We start from the raw sequence: 22,153 nt of genomic DNA, 5'->3' as shown, positions 1-22,153 counted from the left end.
TTTTCGAATTGAGCGCTGACGCGCGAGGCTTTTGTCTCGTCGTCGGCCTTCGCCTCCTCCTCGGCTGATGGGGGTTTCACCCCCAAACCCCCAGAGTATTTGGGAAAAGGGCAAATGCAGGGGCCGGGGATTCCGTGCTTGGCGGAAGGCCTGAGTTGTTGCAAGACTTGGCGCGTTGGGTGTCCGAAAAAGCGGCGCCGGGATGATGTAATTCGTTGTTACATCACTATGTGATGCAAACGTGGTTCAACGGAGGGTCGGACGGCCGATTTCGAGACGCAGATCAGGGAGAGTCAGGCTCAGGTCGCCGAGGCTCAGGCGAAGATTTCGGGGATCACCAGCCGGATCGAGGCGGCGCGGTCGAAGCTGGACCAGGGCGTGCAGCTGGATGTCGAGAACGCGACGCTGGAGGATGTGGCCAAGCACACCGAGCTGATGAACGCGAACATCGCGGAACTCATCATGGGTCTGGACGATGTGACCGCTGGATTTTCCAAGGAATTCAGCGAGATGCGGTCGAAGACGGGGATGGAGAGCTTCATCGGCATCTTCGCCCCGGCCAAGGCGGAGGCGATGCGGCAGGAGCGGATGCGGGCGGCCACCATCGACGACAAGTTGCAGGATCTGATCTCGAAGTCGGACGTGATCGTGAAGCTGTTGCAGGGGCAGCTGGATCTGCTGAACACGCAGAAGGCGCGGGTTGAGGCAAACCTCGCCTCCACGCTGGCCGAGCGGGAAGAGACGGTGGGCGCGCTGGAGGCGGTGCGGCGCGAGATCGCGGCGATGGATCCGAAGATCATCGAGATGGAGAACAGGATCGCGGTCGAGCAGGACGCGGCGGCGCGGACGAAGCTGGAGACGGAGCTGGCGACGCTGAACGCGCGGTACAATGCGCTGGTGCAGGATGAGCAGGTGAAGCTGGCAAAGTCCCAGACGCTGGAGCGGTATATCGAGAAGGGCAAGACCTGGGTGGACAGCTTGCAGAACCAGGCGGCGACGCAGCTGGTGCTGATCAACAAGCTGCAGACGGATACCAAGCAGCGGGTGGTGCTGTATGATGCTTTGACGTCTTCGTTGAAGACCGCCCAGCAGCAGGACGTGGCGCATAGGATCAACGAGATCGGGGTCAAGACCGATCAGGAGGCCCAGACCGCGATGGCGGCCATCGGGGCTGCGACCAACGACAAGATGGCCGACATGCTGGAAGCGCATGAGGGGCATATGGTCTTTGCGCGGGCGATCCTGGAGCAGAAGGCGAAGGCGGATGAACGGTTCGCTCGCCGGTTCGCGGCGATTGTCGAAAAGCACGACAAGAACGCGTATGGGGAATGACCTTTAAGGATCAGGTTCGATGGAGCCGGAAATGGGGAGCAATCTTGTTGCTCCTCAGTTGCGGTGTGTTGGGCTTGCTGGTCGTCCTGCGTGAGAGCGTGGATCGCGATACATTGATGGTATGGTCGAACGTTGTCACGCTGACGATGGGCGGTGCGTTCGTCCTACTCGTGTTCGGTGGGCTGGGGCCACCGCTACAGAAGAGGCTTTATCACCGCGTCTTCGAAGCCAGTGAACACTACCGCACCAAACTAGCGGCCAATCCCCTTATCCGTTGGTACTGTTGGCTTGATAACGAAGGTCGCGACCGCGATGCCTGACCCCTCCGTCAAGGACGTCCTAACTTCGGACCATCACGAACTGTACGACACGCTCGTCGCGCGGCGGTATTTTGCCAAGTTCGACCGGATCACCGGGCATCTGGGCCGGGTGGCGGCTGAGGTGGAGGCGGAGGGGCGGCTTTCGCGGACCGAGGCCAGGGTGCTGGGGCGGTATCTGGCGGCGGTGGCGGGGACGTTCCGGGCGCTGTCGAACAAGTATCTGATGACGGGGCGGGGCGAGACGGCTCCGCGCCTGACCATCGACCGGCATGAGAGCGGGTTTCCGGTGGCTCAGGAGCTGATGACCATGGCTGTCGATGCGCAGCAGGCGGAGAAGCATCTGGCGGGCATGCCCTCGGAGGTGGAACTCAAGGACCGGATGGTGCGGCAGATCGTGGGGGACCTGACGATCCCGACCGCGCTGCAATTCGCGCTGTCGCAGCGGTATTACTACGAGGCGCTGTTGGCTGGCGGCATCTTCTGGGCGCGGAACGACCCGGATGCGCAGTGGATCGAGGATGTCAGCCATCCGGGCGGCGCGCGGCGGCATTTCCTGGTGCATTGGGCGGTCTGGGATACCCAGAGCAACCTGCCTGTGGTTTATCTGATGGACCTTGAGGACAGCGGCAAGCGGCCCTTGCCGACCGATGCCTACCGCTGGCCGCAGGTGCAGCAGGCGCTGATGGCACAGTCGGTGGGAGGGCTGAAGCTGCTGACGATTGCCACCGGGTTCGACAAGGATTTCGAGGGGCTGCACCCCAGGCGGCTGCGGCGGATCATCCTGGGGCCGATGTATTCGGCGAGTTTCACGCTGCAATCGGGGCCGATCTCGAAGGTGCTGGAGGGGGCGAAGGCGCCCGAGGGCGAGGATTGGGCGCTGGTCTGGACGGTGGAGGACCTGATCTCGGACCGTGAGGAAGAGGTGAAGGACGGGTGGTTCTCGACCGCGGTCCGGCAGGTCTACAGGCTGGACCCGGTGGCGGGGGCGGAACTCGGGGCCACGCGGCAGGACCGGATGATCATCCTGCCGGAAAGGCCCTATCAGGTGCTGGTGGAGCAGGACCCGGCGGGGCTGCGGGGCTATCGGAAATTCGTCGTGGGGGCCGGGGGGCGGCTTATTCCGACGTTGTGATCCTGGGTTGGCCCCGGGGCGCTGCCCCGGACCCCGGAGTATTTCTGAAAAGAGCAAATCAGGCCAGGTTTGCTCTTTTTCCAAATACTCCCGCCGGAGGCGAACGGTGGAGTCGGGACTGCGGTTGGAGGGTTCGCATGAACACGCGCGACACGATGGAGCTGAAGGAAGAGACGATCCGGGCGCAGTATGAAGCGGCCCTGGGGATGGTCCTTGGCTTCGACCATGCGCCGCGGTTGGCGAAGGCTTTGGTGGCGGCTCCGGTGGCGGAGCGGTCTCCGGGGGTTGGGGCGCGGCCGACGTTCCGGTCCACCGTGCCGGGGATGGCGACGCGGTCGACGGCGCGGCCGGGTGGGGTGCGGCTGGCGGAGCGGGTGGAGGGGTTGGGCGATGGCCTGGTGACGCCGGTGCAGGCAGCGGTGTTGAATGCCTTGCGCCGTAGCCTCGCGATTGCGCTGGCGATGGGGGAGACGTTTTCGGCTCAGTCGGGCCTCGCCGAGTTGAAGAAGGCGAACCTGGAGGGGCGGGTTCCCGAGCCGAAACGAGGGGAGTTCGGGGAGCTGCTGCAGGGTGAGGCGCTGGTGGTTCTGTTCACCTTTGCCAATGCTTTGGCCTATCTCATTGCGCCGCATGTCGGGCCGGGGACGGTGGAACTGGGCGAGGTGGAAGAGGTGTTGACAGACAACGCTCCTCTGGCCTTGCAGGGGGCGTTGTGGGAGCTGGATCAGGACATCGGCGCGCTGGCCACGGATGATGTGAAGCTGGTGGCGGTGGTGTCGGCCTTTGCCGAGGCGCTGATGAAGAAGGTGCAGATCCGGGCGGAGAATGGGGCTCGGGTGTCTGTGTTTACCTCTGGGTCTTGGAAGGTGGAGACCGACGGGCTGACCATCGCGGGGTTCAAGCCGGCCAAGGCGGCGAAGGGCGGCATGATCGCCATGGCCTTCAAGAAGCCGCATGAGGTTGTGGGGAACCACATCGCCAAGTATCAGAGCCTGCGGCTGGCGAAGATGCTGATGGCCTATGATTTCGAACGCCGTCTGAACCCGTTTGCGGAACTGGGCGGGTTCATCTTCACCTTCATGGGGGATGGTAAGCCGGGGACGGGCAAGACCACGCTGATCCAGATGATGGCGGGCTTGCTGCACGATTACTGCAAGGTGGCGGGCTATCCGTTCCGGTATCAGAACTTCTCGATCGACCAGATCGACAGCTATCAGGGCAAGTCAGGGCAGAATGCGAAGGCCTTCATCGATGCGGTGCTTGATCCGAGTGTGATCGGGTTCGGGACCATCGACGACATCGACCAGGTGGCGGGGAAGCGGGGGGACCGGCAGTCCAGTGCCGGCCAGCAGGAGGTGACGGCGGTCTTCATGCAGGCCTTTGCGGGGGCGGGGACGGTGGTGCGGGGGAATTGCACGTTCGGGATGTTCAGCAACTTCCCGGAGAACGTGGACGATGCCCTGCGCCAGCGGGCGGGGGCGCGGTTTCTGGTGGATGGGCCGCAGACGAAGGAGGATTACATCGACATCCTCTCGCTGCTGCTGGGGAAGAACCACTCCATTCCCGTCGGCGACCATGAGCTATTCGCGGCGCGGGAGATCAAGCGGGCGGTGGCGGCGAGTTTCGAGGGGCATTCGAAGCCGCATGAAGAGGGGCTGTTGAAGGTCTGGGACCGGGTGGCCAGGGAGATCGGGCCGCTGGATACGCTGGCCAAGATCGGTGCTTACCTCAAGGCGATCCAGCAGGCGGATGACCGCTTCACGGGCCGCGCGATCAAGAACATCACCGATGCGGTGAAGGTCCGCGCGATGGACTTCGAGCTGCCGGATGAGTGGATGGAGAACCCGGACCTGTTCCTCTTCAAGCCCTATGACGAGAAGTTGGCGATGATCCGGGGGCTGATGCGGCCCATCACCGTGGACATGGTGATCCAGGAGATCAACCGCTACGCCGACAGCGAGTTCCGCTATGCCGACAAGTCGGACGAAGTGGCCATTCAGGCGATGGTGCGCGACTTTGCCCGGACGGAAGAGGCGAAGCGGCGGTATCTGGAGGGGAAGGGGTGAGTGAATAAACTCTAGGAGTTGCCAAGATATCATGACTCGCAGAAGCATCACGGATGAAGAGATCGGTCTAATTAAGGCGATGCTGCGCCGGGGAATGCGGAATCGGGACATCCAGTTTTTCTTCAACCGCCCGGAGCGCCCGGTGAATTCTGGGCGCATTACCGGTGTGAAAGCGGGGACCTATGGATCCGAGGTGCCTGCGGCGACGGATGCGGACTTGGACGACTTCATTGCCAACTTCGCGCCCGCCGAGGTCGGGGTGGTCATCGAAGGCGGGGCAGCGCGAGAGGCGACACTTGCTGAGAGGGCGACTGCTCGCTTCATTCAACGCGGCGACGGATGGTATCTCGCTGATGGCGAGACTTCGGATCAAGAATGCAAGGCGGAATTCAATCCACGACGCATGGAACCAATCGTTCGAGCGATTGCCGCTTTGGCAAACAATCGGGGAGGCTTTATGTTCATTGGCGTCCAGAACGCTGACTGCCGGGTTGTCGGAATGCCCGACACGTCCTTTCAGGGCACAGACATTGTTCGGATCGCCGACAAGGTGAAGAACCTTCTGACACCCACACCTGTATTCGCAAAGGAGGTTATCGAGATCGCGGGCCTAGCAGTCGGCGTCATCTATGTGGAAAAGTATCTGAACCCTCCGGTAATCGTTTGCAGAGATGCAGATGGTCTAGAGGATGGGTCGATCTTGTTCCGCTACCCAGGGCAGTCCGGAAAAATCAAGTTCGGTGATCTGCTGGCGTTGCTGCGTGAGCGTGACCGGGCAGCGACCCAGGCCTTGCTCGCAAGCGCGACCCGACTTAGTGAAATCGGTACTGATCGGGCATTGATCGTAGATACTGACAGGGGCGAACTTGATGCTGGGTCCAAGCGCATAGTTATCGACCGTGCGTTGGCTGACCAGCTTAACTTCATCCGAGAAGGAGAGTTCGAAGAAAGGGCTGGGGCGCCAGCTTTGCGGCTTATTGGTGACGTTCAGGCTATCGACTCGGAGAAGAAAGTGGTGGAACGGATCGAGGGTCGTGCGCTGGATGCAGATGCCGTTCTATTTGCCTACCTCGGCCATGAAGATGTGCGAGAGCCACTCCAATACATCTGCTTATCAGCGAAAGTGCAAAGGCAATGGTTGCCGGTTTTCTATTTCGTCCATCTAGCGGGTGTAGATATCCAGACTGCTATCTCTGCACTTGATGAAACGACGGCAGTCTATCGGAACTCGAAGCAATACGCCCTCGAGCGTCTGCGGGGTCGGCGATCCGCATTTGAACAACCCAGCGGCGCGATCCTCAATGTCGTCAGAAGTTTGCAAGATGGCGCCGTTGGCGACATTCGCCAAAGATTCAACGACATCCAGATTGTGCGCGGCATTCGCAGCCTGCCGGATGGCTTTGAGCCCACCGAACCGATCTTTGATCTTTTGCGAAACATCTATCAGGAGGGAGGTGAAAACTCCAACCTTCGTAGCGCCGTTTTCAGGGCTGCCGCACGGCTGGATGAACTGGAGCAACACAACAAATGAAACGCCTCATCCAGCGCGGGCTGATGTTCGGGAACCTGATCGAGGTCTCCTCTCCCGCCCTTGTCGAACGCTACAACCGGGCGCTCAGGCATCTGACCGGCAAGACCACGAAGCTGACCGATTTCCACATCGACCTGTCGGGCTATTCGCCGGAGATCGGGGATGAGCTGGGGGATCACCTCTACCTCAACCCCAACGGGGCGAACCGGCAGTTTATCCTCCTGACCACGGCGCAGAAGGATGCGCCTTTGCTGAACATCAAGTTCTCCACCAGCCGCGGGATCCTGACGCAGTTCATCGAGAAGAACGAGGCGCAGCTTTTTGCGCTGACCGCGCGGGATGCGGTGTGTGGAGAGTTGCAGAACTCGGTCTATGCCTTCGACACGCCGGCCAGGCTGTTCGATATCCGGCAGGTGACGGTCGAGGCGGATACGATCGGCGGGCATGTGGCGGATGCGGGGAAGCTGGCGAAGCTGATCGAGCGGTTCCGGGCCGAGCCCGACGGCTGGCGCGATGATCTGCTGATCGCCGAGATGATCGGGCTGGCGAAGAAAACGGGGGACGTGACGCGGGTGCCGATCAGCCTGCCCGCGATGACCTTCCAGCAGCCGAATTTCTGGACCAGCCATTTCGGCGGCATCTACATCTTTCAGGGGGTGCGCTATCCGGCGGCGATATCCTCGCTGGACTGGCGGTCCCTGGGCGATGTGCCCATCGCGCAGGTGATGGACCTGACGCACCGCAACCAGATCGCCGACTGGCTGGAGCGGAATGGGTTGGTGGAGCCTATCGTGCAGGCGCGGGGGACGGATGCGGCGGCGATCCTGCGGCAGAAGATGGACTTTATCCTCGTCGATGCGGCGGACCGGCTGGGGATCGAGGTCGGCGACGCGCGGCGGACGGAGCTGCGGAAGGTGGCCTACAAGCTGGGGACCGCGCTGCCCGAGGAGTTCCTGGGGCTCGCGGCGCTCTTGCGCTGGGTCGAGGCCGGGGGACCCTGGCCGAAAATCACCTCGGAGCATCCGGCCTATTTCTACACGCTGCGCGGCAAGGGGCCGGAGCGGGATCTGGTGAACATGCTGCTGTCGGAACTGTCGCCGATGGACGTGCGGCAGATGTTCATCACCCACAAGGAGCTGTTCTACGCCCAGTATGCGACGTGGAGCGAGCGCAAGAAGACCTATGTGGCGGATTTCCTGGCGCGGGAGTATCAGGTGGACAGGGAAGGCGCCCGGACCGCTCTGTTCGGGCCGGAGCCGAGCATGGACGCGCTGCACCGGCCGCAGATGGCCGAGGGGCCGAAACCGTCCCGCCCGGTGGTGGGACCCTGGGGAGGAAGACGCTGATGGGGTGGCTGCGGCTTGCGTTCCTGATGTATGTCGGGTTGACCATCGCCTATTTCCTGACCTCGATCTATTCCCGGTCGGTCCGGCGCGAGAAGCTGGAGAAGGAATGGGACACCGACCCCGCACGCGAGGGGCTGACGGCAGAGGAACGCCGGGCCTTCATCGAGGCGGGGATGGTGCATTACGACAAGGGGCTGAAAAGGCGGCTTCTGTGGCTTATCTACATCCTGCCGACCGTGGGCTTCCTGGCCACGATCTATTTCGTCAACTGGACCTGAAAGGACGCGCGCATGTGGACCAAGATAAAATGGGGCATCCGCATCCTTCTGGTGCTGATCGTCGGGCTGTTCCTGCATTACACCCTGCCGCAGCGCGACGTGGTGCAGATCATCAACACCTACAACCGGATCACCCAGATCGGCGGGAACTGGATGTTCTATGCGATCGAGGACACCGGCACCGGAGTGGAGACGGCAACCACCTCGCGCGATATCCGCTATATCGACGCGGTCTTCGCGAACGGCAAGACGATGACCTACCGGAACGAGGATACGGGCTGGTTCTGGCCGCCCTATTTCAAGTGGAATTCCAGCACCTTGCAGGCCGAGGCGACCAATGCCGCGCGCACGCCGGGGCAATGGGTGGCGGTGACGCATTACGGCTGGCGGCTGCCGATCTTTTCGATCTTCCCCAATGCGGTGTCGATCACCAAGGTCGATGGGCCGGATGTCACGCTGATTCCCTGGGTCAACATCATCATCCTGTCGTTCCTGGCCTTCGTGTTGTTCATGGTCCGACGGATGTGGCTGCAGTTCCGCGAGCGGATGGTCGATCCGGCACTGGCCGAAGTGGGCGAGACCATTGATGCGGCCGGGCAGCGTGTCGAATCCGCGCGGAAGGAGGCGCGGGGGGTCTTCGGGCGGATCGGGGCCTGGCTGAACACCTGGCGGGCGAAGAGATGACCCCGCCCCGGACTTGATCCGGGGCCTCTGGTCGCCTCACGAGGCCCCGGATCAAGTCCGGGGCGGGTGTCCTGCTCAAGCCCTCAGCGTGCCGCCGGTGGCCTTGGTGACCTTCTCGATGATCTTCGCCGAGACGGCCTCGATCTCGGCTTCGGTGAGCGTCTTGTCCTGCGGTTGCAGTCGCACGGTCAGGGCGATGGACTTCTTGCCCGGCCCCATCTGCGCCTCGGCCTTGTCGCCGGTGAACTGGTCGAAGACGCGGACGCTTTCGATCAGCGCCTTGTCCGCTCCTTGCGCCGCGTTGACGGCGGTCAGGGCCTCGACCTTGGCATCCACGACGAAGGCGAAGTCCCGCTCCACCGCCTGAAGGTCGCTGATCGCCAGTGCCGGGCGGGTGGGGGTTTTCACCTTCGGCGCGGGGATGTTGGCGATCAGGATCGTGAAGGCGACGGCGGGACCCTTCACGTCCATCGCCTGCAAGACGCGCGGGTGGATCTCGCCGAAGGTGGCGAGCGTATTGGGGCCGAGGCCGATCACGCCGGAGCGGCCGGGGTGCCACCAGGGGGCCGCCTTGCGGGTGATCTGGACGCGGGCGGGGGCCCCGAGGGCAGAGAGGACGGCCTCGGCATCGGCCTTGGCGTCGAAGACATCGACCATCCGGCGCGAGCCGTGCGGGTCGCGGGGCGCTGTGGCGCCGACGAGGAGGCCTGCGGCTTGCAGGTGCTGGTCCCCGGGTTCGCCGCCGTGGAAGACGGGGCCGATCTCGAAGAGCGCGAGGTCCATGAAGCCGCGCGCCTGGTTGCGGGCGGCGGCGGCCAGCAGACCCGGCAGGAGGTCGGGGCGGAGGTGCGTCATCTCGGAGGAGATGGGGTTTTCGACGCGGACGTCATCGGTTCCCCCGCCGAAGAGGGATGCGGATCTGGCGTCGATGAAGCTGTAGGTGACGGCCTCGTTGTAGCCCAAGGCCGCGATGGTGCGCCGCGCTGTGCGTTCGCGGACCTGCAGGGGCGTCAGGATCGGGCGGGGTACGCCCGGCTGGGTGCGGGCCATCGGCGCGCCTTGCAGTTTCGTCAGGCTGGCGATGCGGGCGACTTCCTCGACCAGGTCGGCGTCGCCGAGGATGTCGGGGCGCCAGCTGGGCGGGGTCACTTCGTTGCCGTTCAGGGTGAAACCGAGGGCTTCCAAGGTGGCGCGCTGGGTGGCCTCGGGGATGTCCATCCCCACCAGGCTGACCACGCGGGCGGGGTCGAGGCGGTAGCTGCGCGTCGTGTCGAGGGGCGCGCCGTCCTGCACCACGGCCCCGGCCTCGCCGCCGCAGAGGTCGAGGATCATCTGCGTGGCGAGTTCGAGGCCGGGCAGGGTGAAGGCCGGGTCAACGCCGCGTTCGAAGCGGTAGCGGGCGTCGGAGTTGATCTTCAGCGCGCGGCCCGTGGCGGCGATGGTGATCGGGTCCCAATACGCGCTTTCCAGAAAGACGTCGGTGGTCTCCGGGGTGCAGCCCGAAGCCTCGCCGCCCATGATACCGGCCAGAGACTCGGGACCGTGATCGTCGGCGATGACCATCTGGCCGGGGGACAGGGTGTAGGTCTTGCCGTCGAGCGCCAGCAGCGTCTCGCCTTCTCGGGCGGGGCGGATGTGGAGGTCGCCCTTCACCTTCGCGGCGTCGAAGACGTGGAGGGGGCGGTTCAGGCCGAAGGTGAAGTAGTTGGTGATATCCACCAGCGCCGAGATGGGGCGCAGGCCGATGGCCTTGAGGCGGGCCTGCATCCAGTCGGGCGAGGGACCGTTCCGGACGCCACGGATCAGGCGGCCGGCGAAGTGGGGGCAGCCTTTGGCCTTGAGGCTTGCATCAATCCGGACCCCGATCGGGGTGGGGAAGCTGCCCGGAACCGGGGTGACGCTGACGGGTTTCAGCTTGCCCAAGCCCCGCGCCGCCAGATCGCGGGCGATGCCGTGGATGCCAAGGGCGTCGGGGCGGTTGGGAGTGACCTTGATCTCGATGACCGGGTCATTCAGGCCGCGATAGTCGATGAAGCGCACGCCCAGCGGTGCGTCGGCGGGCAGTTCGATGATGCCGTCGTGGTTGTCCGACAGCATCAGCTCGCGTTCGGAACACAGCATCCCGTTCGACTCCACGCCCCGGATCACGCCGGGCTTGAGATCGACGCCGGTGCCGGGGACATGGGTGCCGGGGGGGGCGAAGACGCCGATCAGGTCGGTTTTCGCGTTGGGTGCGCCGCAGACGACCTGGACTTCCTCGGTGCGACCGCCGGGGCCTTCGGGGAAGGTCTCGACCCGGCAGACGCGGAGGCGGTCGGCGTTCGGATGCTGGACGGCCTCGATCACGCGGCAGATGCGGAAGGCGCCGAGTTGCGCGGTCGGGTCCTCGATGCCCTCGACCTCGAGGCCAAGGTCGGTCAGCGCCTCGGCAATGGCCTCGACGGTGGCCTCGGTGTCGAGGTGATCCTTCAGCCAGGACAGGGTGAATTTCATCGCAGGCGCCTCCAAACTTCGGGGTTCCGATTAGCGGAAAGCGGGGGCGAGGGGAAGCGTCAGGCGGCGAGGCGGGCGTAGAGGTTGAAGAGGCCGAAGAGGATCGGCTGGTGGACGAGGTAGATGATGAGCGAGTGGCGACCGGGGAAGGTGAGGGTATGGGCCAGGCGGCCGGGGGCGGTGCCGCGCCATTGGTCGAGGCGAAGGGCCTTGGCGGCGGCGATCCCGGCGAGCGCGGGGGCGGCCCAGGGAATGAGGGGGACATAGTCGCCCATCATGGGGCGCGTCTCGGCAAGGCCGGTCCAGACGAGCCAGATCGGGTCGAAGGCCGGGAAGCGGGGGCCCCAGGCGGCGGCGAAGATCACGGCGGCGAGGGCGAGCGTCACGGGCCAGGGCAGGCGCAGGGCGACGAGGCCGATGAGAGCGGTCGCGGCCATGGCGTGGAGGATGCCGAACCAGATCGGGCCGCCGGGCACCAGCCAGATCGAGGCGGTGGTGACGAGGGCGGCGGCGCCGGCGATCATCGCCCAGCGGCGCCAGAAGGCCGGCCAGCGGAAACCGCGGCCATGGGCGAGCCAGAGCGAGATGCCGGAGAGGAAGAGGAACGACCCGGCGATCATGCGCGCGAAGTAGTACCAGAAGGGCTGGGACATCGTGCCGGGGTCGATGTGGCCGAAAAGCGCGAGGTCGAAGGTGAAGTGGAAGATCACCATGCAGACCACGGCGAGGGTCCGCGCGACGTCGAGGCCGAGAAGGCGGGCGGGCGGGAGGAGGTCGAGGGCGCTGGACATGGGCCGGAGGGTGGCGCGGAACGGTGGGGGCCGCAAGGCGGGTTCGCAGGGTGGGCAATATTGCCCACCCTACTTATGGGTCACATCTCCTCGACCGCCAGCACGCCCTGAACAGCCTTGATCGCGCCTTTGACCTGCGGGGTGATGGGGTAGGTGTCGGGCAGCGCGATGTCGATTTCGCGGCCCTGGGGGTCGGTAATGCAGAGGGTGATCGAGCCCCGGCTGCGGCCCTCGACCCGGGACAGCAGCGAGGCGAGGGAGATGGCGGCCTCGGGGCGGGAGAGGTGGATGCGCAGGTCGGGCGCCCCGGCCTGGGCGGCGACCATGTCGATGGGGGTGATGGATTGGGCGAGGAGCTTGAGGGTCTCGCCTTCGAGTTCCGCCTTCACGGTGAGGACGACGTTTTCGCCCGCGTCGAGGTAATCGCGCGAGGCCTCCAGCACGTCAGAGAAGCAGGTGACCTCGTACAGGCCGGTGGGGTCGGAGAGCTGGACGAAGGCGAAGCGGTTGCCTTTGGCGGATTTGCGTTCCTGACGCGACGATACCGACCCGGCAAGTTTGGCGATGCAGGGGCCGCGTTCGGCCTTCTGCGCGACCTGGGCCAGAGTTTCGACGCCCTTCTTGCGCAGCGCGGACATGTAGTCGTCCAAGGGGTGGCCGGAGAGGTAGAAGCCTACGGCCTGGTGTTCCTGGGCCAGGCGCTCGGTGGGAAGCCAGTCGTCGCGGAAGGGCAGGCGGGGTTCGGGGATGTCGGCCCCGGCGCTGCCGAAGAGCGAGTTCTGGGTGGATGCGGCGGCTTCGTGGATGGCGGCGGAATAGGCGGTGAGGGCGTCGAGCGAGTCGAATACGCGGGCGCGGTTGGGGTCGAGTTGGTCGAAGGCTCCGGCGCGGGCGAGCATCTCCAGCGGGCGCTTGCCGATGCGTTTCAGGTCCACGCGGCGGGCGAAGTCGAAGAGGGTGGTGAAGGGTTTGTCGGTCTGGCTGACCGGGTGCCCCCCACCCCCATCCCCTCCCCACGGGGGGGAGGGGAGGCGCGGGCTGTCGGGCGATTGAGCCTGGGATGACGCCGGTGCCATCCGGGCCTGGACGATAAGGTTCATCGCCTCGACGCCGACGTTCTTCAGGGCACCGAGGCCATAGACGATGGCGCCGTCGCGGACGGTGAAGGTGGCAAGGCTGGCGTTGACGCAGGGCGCCACGGTCCTGATGCCCAGCTTGTCCACCTCGCGCTTGTAGACCGCCAGCTTGTCGGTGAGGTGGATGTCGCAGTTCATCACGGCGGCCATGAACTCGGCCGGATAGTTCGCCTTGAGGTAGGCGGTCTGGTAGCTGACCACGGCATAGGCGGCTGCGTGCGACTTGTTGAAGCCGTAGTTGGCGAATTTCTCCAGCAGGTCGAAGACCTCGCCCGCCTTCTTCGCGTCGATCCCGTGGGTCTTCGCGCAGCCCTCGATGAACTTGGGCCGTTCCTTGGCCATTTCCTCGGGGATCTTCTTCCCCATCGCGCGACGCAGAAGGTCGGCACCGCCCAAGGAATAGCCCGCCATGACCTGGGCGATCTGCATCACCTGTTCCTGATAGACGATGATGCCCTGCGTCTCCTTGAGGATGTGGTCGATCGTCGGATGGATCGATTCCAGCTCGCGCAGGCCGTTCTTCACCTCGCAATAGACCGGGATGTTCTCCATCGGGCCGGGGCGGTAGAGCGCCACGAGGGCGACGATGTCCTCGATGCAGGTGGGCTTCATGCGCCGCAGCGCGTCCATCATGCCCGAGCTTTCGACCTGGAATACCGCGACCGTCCTTGCGGAGGCGTAGAGATCGTAGGTGGCCTTGTCGTCCAGCGGGATCAGGTTGATGTCGAACTCGATGCCCCGCAGCTTCAGAAGGTCCATCGCGTTCTGGATCACGGTCAGGGTCTTGAGGCCGAGGAAGTCGAATTTCACCAGCCCCGCCGCCTCGACCCATTTCATGTTGAACTGGGTCGCGGGCATGTCGGACCGGGGGTCGCGGTAGAGCGGCACCAGCTGGTCCAAGGGGCGGTCGCCGATCACGACGCCCGCGGCATGGGTCGAGGCGTTGCGATAGAGGCCTTCGATCCTGGCGGCGTAATCGAGGAGGCGGCCGACCACTTCCTCTTTCGCGGCCTCGCGCAACCGGGGTTCGTCGGCAAGGGCCTTGGTGATCGAGACGGGCTTCACGCCTTCGACCGGGATCATCTTCGACAGCTTGTCGACCTGACCGTAGGAGAGTTGCAGGACGCGGCCCACGTCACGGACGGCGGCTTTCGAGAGCAGGGCGCCGAAGGTGATGATCTGGGCCACCCGGTCGCGGCCGTATTTTTCCTGGACATAGGCGATGACTTCCTCGCGCCGGTCCATGCAGAAGTCGATGTCGAAGTCGGGCATCGAGACGCGTTCGGGGTTGAGGAAGCGTTCGAACAGGAGTGCATAGCGCATGGGATCAAGGTCGGTGATCGTCAGCGCATAGGCCACCAGCGAACCCGCGCCCGAGCCCCGGCCGGGACCCACCGGAATATTGTGGTCCTTGGCCCATTTGATGAAGTCGGCCACGATCAGGAAATAGCCGGGGAAGCCCATCTTCTCGATGATGCCAAGCTCGAAATCGAGGCGGGCCTGGTATTCATCGGGCGTGGCGGAATGGGGGATCACGGCCAGACGCTTCTGCAAGCCTTCGTTGGCCTGACGGCGCAGCTCCTGCACCTCGTCATCGGCGAAGCGCGGCAGGATCGGCTTGCGTTTCGAGGCGGCATAGGCGCAGCGTTTCGCGATCTCGACGGTGTTTTCCAGCGCCTCGGGAAGGTCGGCGAAAAGCGCCGCCATCTCGGCCTCGGACTTGAAGTAGTGCTGCGGGGTCAGGCGGCGGCGGGGCTGCTGCTGGTCGACATAGGCGCCCTCGGCGATGCAGATGAGGGCGTCGTGCGCCTCGTACATCTCGGCCTTTGGAAAATAGACGTCGTTGGTGGCGACGATCGGCAGGCCCAGTTCGTAGGCGAGGTCGATGGCGCCGCGTTCGGCCAGCGCCTCGTGTTCGGGAAGCGCGCCGCCGGGGCCGGGGTGGCGTTGCAGCTCGACATACAGGCGGTTCGGGTAGATCTGCGCGAGGCGTTCCAGGATCGCGCGGGCCTTGGCGTGCTGGCCGCTGGCGTGGAAGCGGCCAAGGGGGCCTTCGGGGCCGCCGGTCAGGCAGATCAGGCCCTCGGCGTTCTGTGCAAGCTCGTCCAGCGTCACTTGCGGCAGGTTGGCCGAGCCCGTCATCGCCCCGTCGATGTAAAGCCGCGTGTTGAGCCGCATCAGGTTCATGTAGCCCTGTTCGGTCTGGACCAGAAGGACGATGGGCGCGGGCAGGCGGGGCTTTTCGCCTGGCTGGGCGGGGTCATGGGCGATGGAGATCTGGCAGCCGACGATGGGCTGGACCCCGGCGCCCATGGCGGTGACGGAGAACTCCAGGGCCGCGAACATGTTGTTCGTGTCGGTCACGGCAACGGCGGGCATGGCCTGCGCCGTGCAGAGGCCGACGAGTTTCTTCACCGGCACCGCGCCTTCGAGAAGCGAGTGTTCGGTGTGGGTGCGGAGGTGGATGAAACGGGGGTTCGCGCCGGGCATGGCGGGAGTCTAGCGCGGGCTGTGCGGGGGTGGAAGGGCGGTTTGGTCTCAGGCTGCGACGCCCGAATTTTCGGCAAATCCTGATAACAGCTTCGCCTTTTGGCGATGAGTTTGTTCTTGCCTTGAATCGCCGGGCCGCGCTTGATGGAATGATAACCAGAACAAGGGGCGCGTGGGTCGCTTTACGCCGCATCGGGCGATCCCGCAATTTGCCTCGACCGGGGAGAAGGCGGCGGACTGACAGATGAGCATTGCGTTTCTGTTGAACGGAACGCCGGTTCGCATCGAGGGGGAAGCCCCGACGCGGACGCTTCTGGACTGGCTGCGCGAAGAGCGCGGTCTGACCGGGACCAAGGAAGGCTGCAACGAGGGCGACTGCGGCGCCTGCACGGTGATGGTCACCGACGAGGGCGGCTCGAAGGCGCTGAACGCCTGCATCCTGTTCCTGCCGCAACTGCATGGCAAGGCGGTGCGGACCATAGAGGGTGTGTCGGGGCCGAAGGGTGAGATGCATCCGGTGCAGGCCGCGATGGTGGCGCATCACGGCAGCCAGTGCGGGTTCTGCACGCCCGGTTTCGTGGTCAGCATGGCGGTGGCGCATCTGAACGGGGCGCGGGACCACGACGACCAGCTGGCGGGGAACCTGTGCCGGTGCACCGGGTATGCCCCCATCGTGCGGGCGGCGGAGGCGGCGGCTGGTGAGGCGGTGCCGGACTGGATGAAGGCGGATCGGGATGCGGTGGCGTCGTTCGCTGCGGGGGAGGCGGGGGCGTTCCGGCCCTCGGATTCGGATGCACTGGCGGAGTGGTATCTGGCCAATCCGGATGCCGTGCTGGTGGCCGGGGCGACGGATGTGGGGCTTTGGGTGACAAAGCAGCTGCGGGACCTGAAGCCGGTGGCCTTCCTGTCGGGCGTCGAGGACCTGAAGGGGATCGAGGTGCGCGGGGGCAGCCTGCATGTGGGTGCCTGCGTGACGATCAGCGCGCTGCGAGAGGCGGTGAAGGACCGGCTGCCCTCGTTCGCCGAGCTTTTGCGGCGGTATGCGTCGGTGCAGGTGCGCAATGCGGCGACGATCGGGGGCAATATCGCCAACGGCTCGCCCATCGGCGACGGGCCGCCGGCGCTGATCGCCCTGGGCGCGACCCTGCATCTGCGGCGGGGGGACGAGATGCGGTCGATGCCGCTGGAGGACTTCTTCCTGGACTATCGCAAGCAGGACCGGCGGCCGGGCGAGTTCGTGGCGGGAGTGTCGTTCCCGGAAAGCGCCCCGGCGCTGCGCTGCTACAAGATTTCCAAGCGGTTCGATCAGGACATCAGCGCGGTCTGCGGGTGTTTCAACGTGACGGTCACGGACGGTGTGGTGACATCCGCCCGGATCGCCTTTGGCGGCATGGCCGGGGTGCCGAAGCGCGCCAGTCGCGCGGAGGCGGCGCTGCTGGGCAAGCCCTGGAGCGAGGCGACCGTCGAGGCGGCGGCCGAGGCGATGGCGGCGGATTTCACGCCGCTGAGCGATATGCGGGCCAGCGCGGCCTATCGGATGCTGACGGCGCAGAACCTGCTGCGGCGGTATTTCCATGATCTGGCGGGCGTGCCGGTGTCGGTGCTGGAGGTGGCGCGATGAGCATGGGGAAAGCCCTGCCGCATGACGCGGCACCCCTGCATGTGACCGGGCAGGCGCGCTATGTGGACGACCTGCCCTTGGCCAATGCGCTGCATCTGGCCTTCGGACTGTCCACCGTGGCGCATGGCGAGATCACGGGGATGGATCTGTCGGCGGTGCGGGCTGCTCCGGGCGTGGTCGCGGTGCTGTCGGCGGAGGATTTCGACGACATGCCGGATTGCAGCCCTTCGGCGCATGACGAGCCGCTGTTGGCGGTGGGCAAGGTGCATTACGTCGGGCAGCCGGTTTTTCTGGTCGTGGCCGAAAGCCATCTGGCGGCGCGCAAGGCGGCGCGGCTGGGGAAGGTGTCCTATCGGGAACTGCCCGCGCTTTTGACCGTCGATGACGCGTTGGCCGCGAACAGCCGGTTCGAGCAGGGGCCGGTCATCTGGGCCAAGGGCGATGCGGCAAGGGCCATCGAGAAGGCTCCGCGCGTCGTCGAGGGGTCCTTCGAGGTGGGAGGGCAGGAGCACTTCTATCTGGAGGGGCAGGTCGCGGCGGCGATCCCGCAGGAAGGGGGCGACATGGTCGTCCATTCCTCGACCCAGCATCCGACCGAGGTGCAGCACAAGGTGGCCCATGCGCTGCACATGCCGATGTCCTCGGTGCGGGTGGAAGTGCGGCGGATGGGCGGGGGATTCGGCGGGAAGGAGAGCCAGGGGAACGCGCTGGCGATTGCCTGTGCGGTGGCGGCGCGTCTGACCGGGCGGCCCTGCCGGATGAGGTATGACCGGGATGACGACATGGTCATCACGGGCAAGCGGCATGATCTGCGGATCGTCTATCGTGCCGGGGTGGACGAGGAGGGGCGGATTCTGGGGCTGGAGTTCACGCATCTCTTCCGCTGCGGCTGGTCGCAGGACCTGAGCCTGCCGGTCGCGGACCGGGCGATGCTGCACGCGGACAACTGCTATCACCTGCCCCACATCCGCATCGAGAGCCACCGGCTGAAGACCAACACCTGTAGCGCCACGGCCTATCGGGGCTTTGGCGGGCCGCAGGGGATGGTGGGGATCGAGCGGGTCATGGACCATGTGGCTTTCGTCTTGGGGCGAGAGCCGCTGGAGGTGCGCAAGGCCAACTTCTATCGCGGGATGGGAGACCCCGGGGGCCAGCCCCCGGACCCCCGGGATATTTCCGGACAGATGAAAGCAGGAAGCGGGGCGGATCTGACGTCTCGCGGTGCGGCGGGCCCTGTCGGGTCGCATGACCTGCCGCCGGACGGGCGGGTGCAGACGACGCCCTACCACATGCCGGTGGAGGATTTCATCGGGCACGATCTGGTGGCGGAACTGGAGCGGACCAGCGACTACCGGGCGCGGAAGGCGGAGATTGCGGAGTGGAATGCGCGGTCCCCGGTGTTGAAGCGGGGGATCGCGCTGACGCCGGTGAAGTTCGGGATCTCGTTCACGCTGACCTGGCTGAACCAGGCCGGGGCGCTGGTGCATGTCTATCAGGACGGGTCCATCGCGCTTAACCATGGCGGGACCGAGATGGGACAGGGGTTGTTCCAGAAGGTGGCGCAGGTGACGGCTTCGGTGTTCGGCGTCGATGTGGGTCTGGTGAAGATCACGGCGACGGACACGGGGAAGGTGCCGAATACCAGCGCCACGGCGGCGTCCTCGGGGTCGGACCTGAACGGGATGGCGGCGAGGGCGGCGGCGGAGACCATCCGCGGGCGGCTGGCGGAGTTCATTGCCGAGAAGCATCAGGTGAAGGCTTCGACGGTCAGGTTCGTGGATGGCACCGTGAAGGTCGCGGGCGAGGTCTATGACTGGGCGCGGGTGGTGGCCTGGGCCTATCAGGCGCGGGTCAGCCTGTCCTCCACGGGGTATTACGCGACGCCGAAGATCATCTGGGACCGGGTGAAGGGGACGGGGCGGCCGTTCTTCTATTTCGCCTACGGGGCGGCGGTGACCGAGGTGGTGATCGACCGGCTGACCGGGGAGAACCGGATTTTGCGGGCGGATTTGCTGCACGACACGGGGACCAGCCTGAACCCGGCTTTGGATATCGGGCAGGTGGAAGGGGCTTATGTGCAGGGCGCGGGCTGGCTGACGACCGAGGAGCTTGTGTGGGATGGCAAGGGGCGGCTGATGACGCATGCTCCCAGCACCTACAAGATCCCGGCCTGTTCGGACCGGCCGCGCGATTTCCGCGTGGCGCTGTGGGGCAGGCCCAACCGGGAGGATTCGGTCGGGAAGTCCAAGGCAGTGGGGGAACCCCCGTTCATGCTGGGGATTTCGGCGCTGATGGCCTTGTCGGATGCGGTGGCGGCCTGCGGGGATGGGTCGGTCTATCCGGCGCTGGATGCGCCGGCGACGGCGGAACGGGTGCTGATGGCGGTCAGGAGGGTCGAGGGCTGTGTTTGACCTTGCGGCATTGGCAGAGGCGATCCGGGCGCATGGGCGGGTGGCCCGGGTGGTGATCGCGGGGGTCGAGGGATCGAGCCCGCGCGAGGTGGGCGCGTCGATGCTGGTCTGGGATCAGGGGCAGTCGGGGACGATCGGCGGTGGTGCGCTGGAGTATGAGGCGGCAGCGAAGGCGCGTTTGTTGCTGGCGGGAAGCCCCCCCAGCCCATCCCTCCCCCACGGAGGGGAGAAGGAGGCGCCTTTGGTCGAGCGGGTCGCGCTGGGGCCGAGCCTTGGCCAGTGCTGCGGCGGGGCGGTGGTGCTGTGGACCGAGGTGTTCGAAGCGGTGCCGGAAGCCGTGGCGGGTGTGGTCGCGCGGGGTGTGGGCGAGATGCCCCTTGCGGTGAAGCGGGTGCTGGCGGCGGCGCGGGGGCAAGGGGTGCGTCCCGCGCCGGGGCTGGTGGCCGGCTGGCTGGTGGAGCCGGTGGCAGAGGCGGAGCGGCAGGTCTGGGTCTGGGGCGCGGGGCATGTCGGGCGGGCGCTGGTCAATGTGCTGGCGCCCTTGCCGGGGATCGCGCTGACCTGGGTGGATGTCGCGGCAGAGCGGTTTCCGGAGGGGGTGCCGGACGGGGTGACGGTGGTTCCGGCGCGCGATCCGGCGGTGCTCGCGGATCATGCTCCGCCGGAGGCCGAGCATCTGGTGCTGACCTTTTCCCATGCGCTGGACCTGGAGCTGTGTCACCGGCTGCTGAACCGGGGGTTCCGGTCCTGCGGGCTGATCGGGTCGGCGACGAAATGGGGGCGGTTCCGGTCCAGGCTGCGGGCGCTGGGGCATGAGGCGCAGGCGGTGGAGCGCATCCGGTGCCCGATCGGCGATCCGGCCCTGGGCAAGCATCCGCAGGCGATTGCGGTGGGTGTGGCGGCAGAGTTGTTGCGGGCGCCAAAGGTGGCGGCAAGGGAGATGCGGGCATGACCAGGCCGGAGCTTCTGCGCGTCGAGGGGATCACCAAGGCCTATCCGGGCGTGGTGGCGAATTCCGACGTGTCCTTTTCCATCGGCGAGGGGGAGATTCACGCGCTGCTGGGGGAAAACGGGGCGGGGAAATCGACCATGGTCAAGATGATCTATGGTCTGGTGCGGCCCGACAGCGGGACTATGACCCTGCGCGGCGCGCCCTATCAGCCCGCGAAACCGGCCGAGGCGCGGCGGTCGGGCGTGGCGATGGTGTTCCAGCACTTTTCCCTGTTCGAGGCGCTGAACGTGGCCGAGAACGTGGCGCTGGGGATGGAGAACCCGCCGGCCATGAGGGAACTTGCGGCGCGGATCCGGGCGGTCAGCGAGGAGTATGGGCTGCCGCTGGACCCGTCGCGGATGGTCGGGGACCTGAGCGCGGGAGAGCGGCAGCGGGTGGAGATCATCCGCTGCCTGTTGCAGGACCCGAAGCTCTTGATCATGGACGAGCCGACCTCGGTGCTGACGCCGCAGGAGGTGGAGATCCTGTTCAGGACGCTGCGGCAGTTGGCGCGGGAGGGGACGGCGATCCTGTATATCAGCCACAAGCTGGAGGAAATCCGCAGCCTCTGCGACGAGGCGACGATCCTGCGCCGGGGCAAGGTGGTGGCGACCTGCACCCCGCGGGACCGGACGGCGCGGGAGATGGCGGAGCTGATGGTCGGCCAGGCGCTGAAGACCCCGGAGCGGCGGATGGGGGCGAAGAGCGAGGTGGCGCTGGGCGTGTCGGACCTGTCGCTCGAGTCGCCCATTCCGTTCGGGACCTCGTTGAAGGGGGTGTCCTTCACGGTGGCCAAGGGCGAGGTTCTGGGCATCGCCGGGGTGGCCGGGAACGGCCAGGATGAGCTTTTGCTCGCATTGTCGGGGGAGTTGAAGGCGGCGCCGGACAGGGTGCGGGTCGCGGGGCAACCCGTGGGCGATTGCGGGCCGGTGGAGCGTCGGCGCGCGGGGCTGGTCGCTGCGCCGGAGGATCGCTACGGCCATGCGGCGGCGCCGGACATGTCGCTGGTCGAGAACGCCTTCCTGACCGCCGGGGTGCGCAAGGGGCTGACGCGGAACGGCTTCGTGGACTGGGCGGGAACGCGGAAGTTCGCCGAGGAGATCATCGCGGCCTATGACGTGCGGACCCCGGGGCCGGATGTGGCGGCGCGGGCGCTGTCGGGGGGGAATTTGCAGAAGTTCCTGATGGGGCGCGAGCTGATGCAGGGGGCGCAGGTCATCGTGATCAACCAGCCGACCTGGGGGGTGGATGCGGCGGCGGCGGCCTCGATCCGGCAGAGCATTCTGGACCGGGCGGGCGAAGGGGCGGCGGTGGTGGTCATCAGCCAGGATCTGGACGAGCTGCTGGAGGTGGCCGACAGCTTTGCAGTGCTGAACGAGGGGCGGCTGACGAAGCCGCGGCCGACCGAGGGGCTGACGATGGACGAGATCGGACTGATGATGGGCGGCGCGCATGGCATGGAGGTCGCGCATCATGTTTGACGGGGGCCAAAACTCTTCGAAGAGTTTTGCAAATTCCTTCGAAGGAATTT

General features: G+C 65.8%; 15 protein-coding genes. 12 read left to right on the top strand and 3 right to left on the bottom strand.

All coding sequences use genetic code 11. From position 1 onward, the window contains the following. The first annotated feature begins 378 nt into the window (after nt 1–378). The 8 genes from D5084_RS07270 to D5084_RS07235 all read left to right on the top strand — a co-directional run bounded on the left by D5084_RS07270 (nt 379) and on the right by D5084_RS07235 (nt 8,689). A complete protein-coding gene (locus D5084_RS07270) occupies nt 379–1,332 on the top strand; it encodes a hypothetical protein (protein ID WP_354001215.1) in 954 nt (317 codons plus the stop codon). Further along, complete coding sequence (locus D5084_RS07265; RefSeq protein WP_128514840.1) at nt 1,329–1,652, top strand: hypothetical protein; 324 nt, start codon at nt 1,329–1,331, stop codon at nt 1,650–1,652. Before D5084_RS07270 ends, D5084_RS07265 begins: the two co-directional genes overlap by 4 nt. Further along, nucleotides 1,645–2,784 (top strand): hypothetical protein, encoded by a 1,140-nt coding sequence (locus tag D5084_RS07260; protein ID WP_128514839.1) that lies wholly within the window; start codon nt 1,645–1,647, stop codon nt 2,782–2,784. Before D5084_RS07265 ends, D5084_RS07260 begins: the two co-directional genes overlap by 8 nt. Nucleotides 2,785–2,921: 137 nt before the next feature. Further along, on the top strand, nt 2,922–4,850 hold the full coding sequence (locus D5084_RS07255; RefSeq protein ID WP_128514838.1) for an AAA family ATPase: 1,929 nt from the start codon (nt 2,922–2,924) through the stop codon (nt 4,848–4,850). Nucleotides 4,851–4,881: 31 nt separating this feature from the next. After that, complete coding sequence (locus D5084_RS07250) at nt 4,882–6,381, top strand: AlbA family DNA-binding domain-containing protein (protein ID WP_128514837.1); 1,500 nt, start codon at nt 4,882–4,884, stop codon at nt 6,379–6,381. Continuing rightward, complete coding sequence (locus tag D5084_RS07245; RefSeq protein WP_128514836.1) at nt 6,378–7,727, top strand: DUF6638 family protein; 1,350 nt, start codon at nt 6,378–6,380, stop codon at nt 7,725–7,727. Before D5084_RS07250 ends, D5084_RS07245 begins: the two co-directional genes overlap by 4 nt. Continuing rightward, nucleotides 7,727–8,005, top strand: coding sequence for a hypothetical protein (locus tag D5084_RS07240; protein WP_238382554.1), 279 nt, complete (start codon nt 7,727–7,729; stop codon nt 8,003–8,005). The genes D5084_RS07245 and D5084_RS07240 overlap by 1 nt, the downstream gene beginning before the upstream one ends. A 12-nt stretch (nt 8,006–8,017) precedes the next feature. Next, nucleotides 8,018–8,689 (top strand): DUF1523 family protein, encoded by a 672-nt coding sequence (locus tag D5084_RS07235; protein ID WP_238382553.1) that lies wholly within the window; start codon nt 8,018–8,020, stop codon nt 8,687–8,689. Between the two features lie 75 nt (nt 8,690–8,764). Here D5084_RS07235 and pheT read toward each other — a convergent pair whose 3' ends face one another. The 3 genes from pheT to dnaE form a co-directional block, all read right to left on the bottom strand. Continuing rightward, nucleotides 8,765–11,182 carry a phenylalanine--tRNA ligase subunit beta gene (gene pheT, locus D5084_RS07230; RefSeq protein ID WP_128514835.1) on the bottom strand — a complete coding sequence of 806 codons (2,418 nt, stop codon included), beginning with the start codon at nt 11,180–11,182 and terminating at the stop codon, nt 8,765–8,767. Between the two features lie 59 nt (nt 11,183–11,241). After that, on the bottom strand, nt 11,242–11,973 hold the full coding sequence (locus tag D5084_RS07225) for a heparan-alpha-glucosaminide N-acetyltransferase (protein WP_128514834.1): 732 nt from the start codon (nt 11,971–11,973) through the stop codon (nt 11,242–11,244). An 80-nt stretch (nt 11,974–12,053) separates the two neighbouring features. Further along, nucleotides 12,054–15,599 carry a DNA polymerase III subunit alpha gene (gene dnaE / locus D5084_RS07220; RefSeq protein ID WP_128514833.1) on the bottom strand — a complete coding sequence of 1,182 codons (3,546 nt, stop codon included), beginning with the start codon at nt 15,597–15,599 and terminating at the stop codon, nt 12,054–12,056. A 244-nt stretch (nt 15,600–15,843) separates the two neighbouring features. Between dnaE and xdhA the strand changes: the two genes are divergently transcribed. Genes xdhA through D5084_RS07200 form a run of 4 tightly spaced genes read left to right on the top strand, consistent with a single transcriptional unit; the run spans nt 15,844 to nt 22,103 of the window. Further along, nucleotides 15,844–17,220: a xanthine dehydrogenase small subunit gene (gene xdhA / locus D5084_RS07215; RefSeq protein WP_128514832.1), complete on the top strand. Its 1,377-nt coding sequence runs from the start codon at nt 15,844–15,846 to the stop codon at nt 17,218–17,220. Further along, complete coding sequence (xdhB, locus tag D5084_RS07210) at nt 17,217–19,631, top strand: xanthine dehydrogenase molybdopterin binding subunit (protein WP_128514831.1); 2,415 nt, start codon at nt 17,217–17,219, stop codon at nt 19,629–19,631. The genes xdhA and xdhB overlap by 4 nt, the downstream gene beginning before the upstream one ends. Beyond that, entirely contained in the window at nt 19,624–20,583 is a 960-nt protein-coding gene (xdhC, locus tag D5084_RS07205) for a xanthine dehydrogenase accessory protein XdhC (protein ID WP_128514830.1), read from the top strand. The genes xdhB and xdhC overlap by 8 nt, the downstream gene beginning before the upstream one ends. Beyond that, the gene (locus D5084_RS07200; protein WP_128514829.1) at nt 20,580–22,103 is read left to right on the top strand and encodes an ABC transporter ATP-binding protein; all 1,524 of its coding nucleotides are present in this window, start codon (nt 20,580–20,582) and stop codon (nt 22,101–22,103) included. Before xdhC ends, D5084_RS07200 begins: the two co-directional genes overlap by 4 nt. The last annotated feature ends 50 nt before the right edge of the window (nt 22,104–22,153 follow it).

This window comes from Tabrizicola thermarum, assembly GCF_003574395.1.
In the GTDB taxonomy this organism is placed as follows: Bacteria; Pseudomonadota; Alphaproteobacteria; order Rhodobacterales; family Rhodobacteraceae; genus Tabrizicola; species Tabrizicola thermarum.
This window is presented reverse-complemented; position numbering and strand designations above follow the sequence as displayed.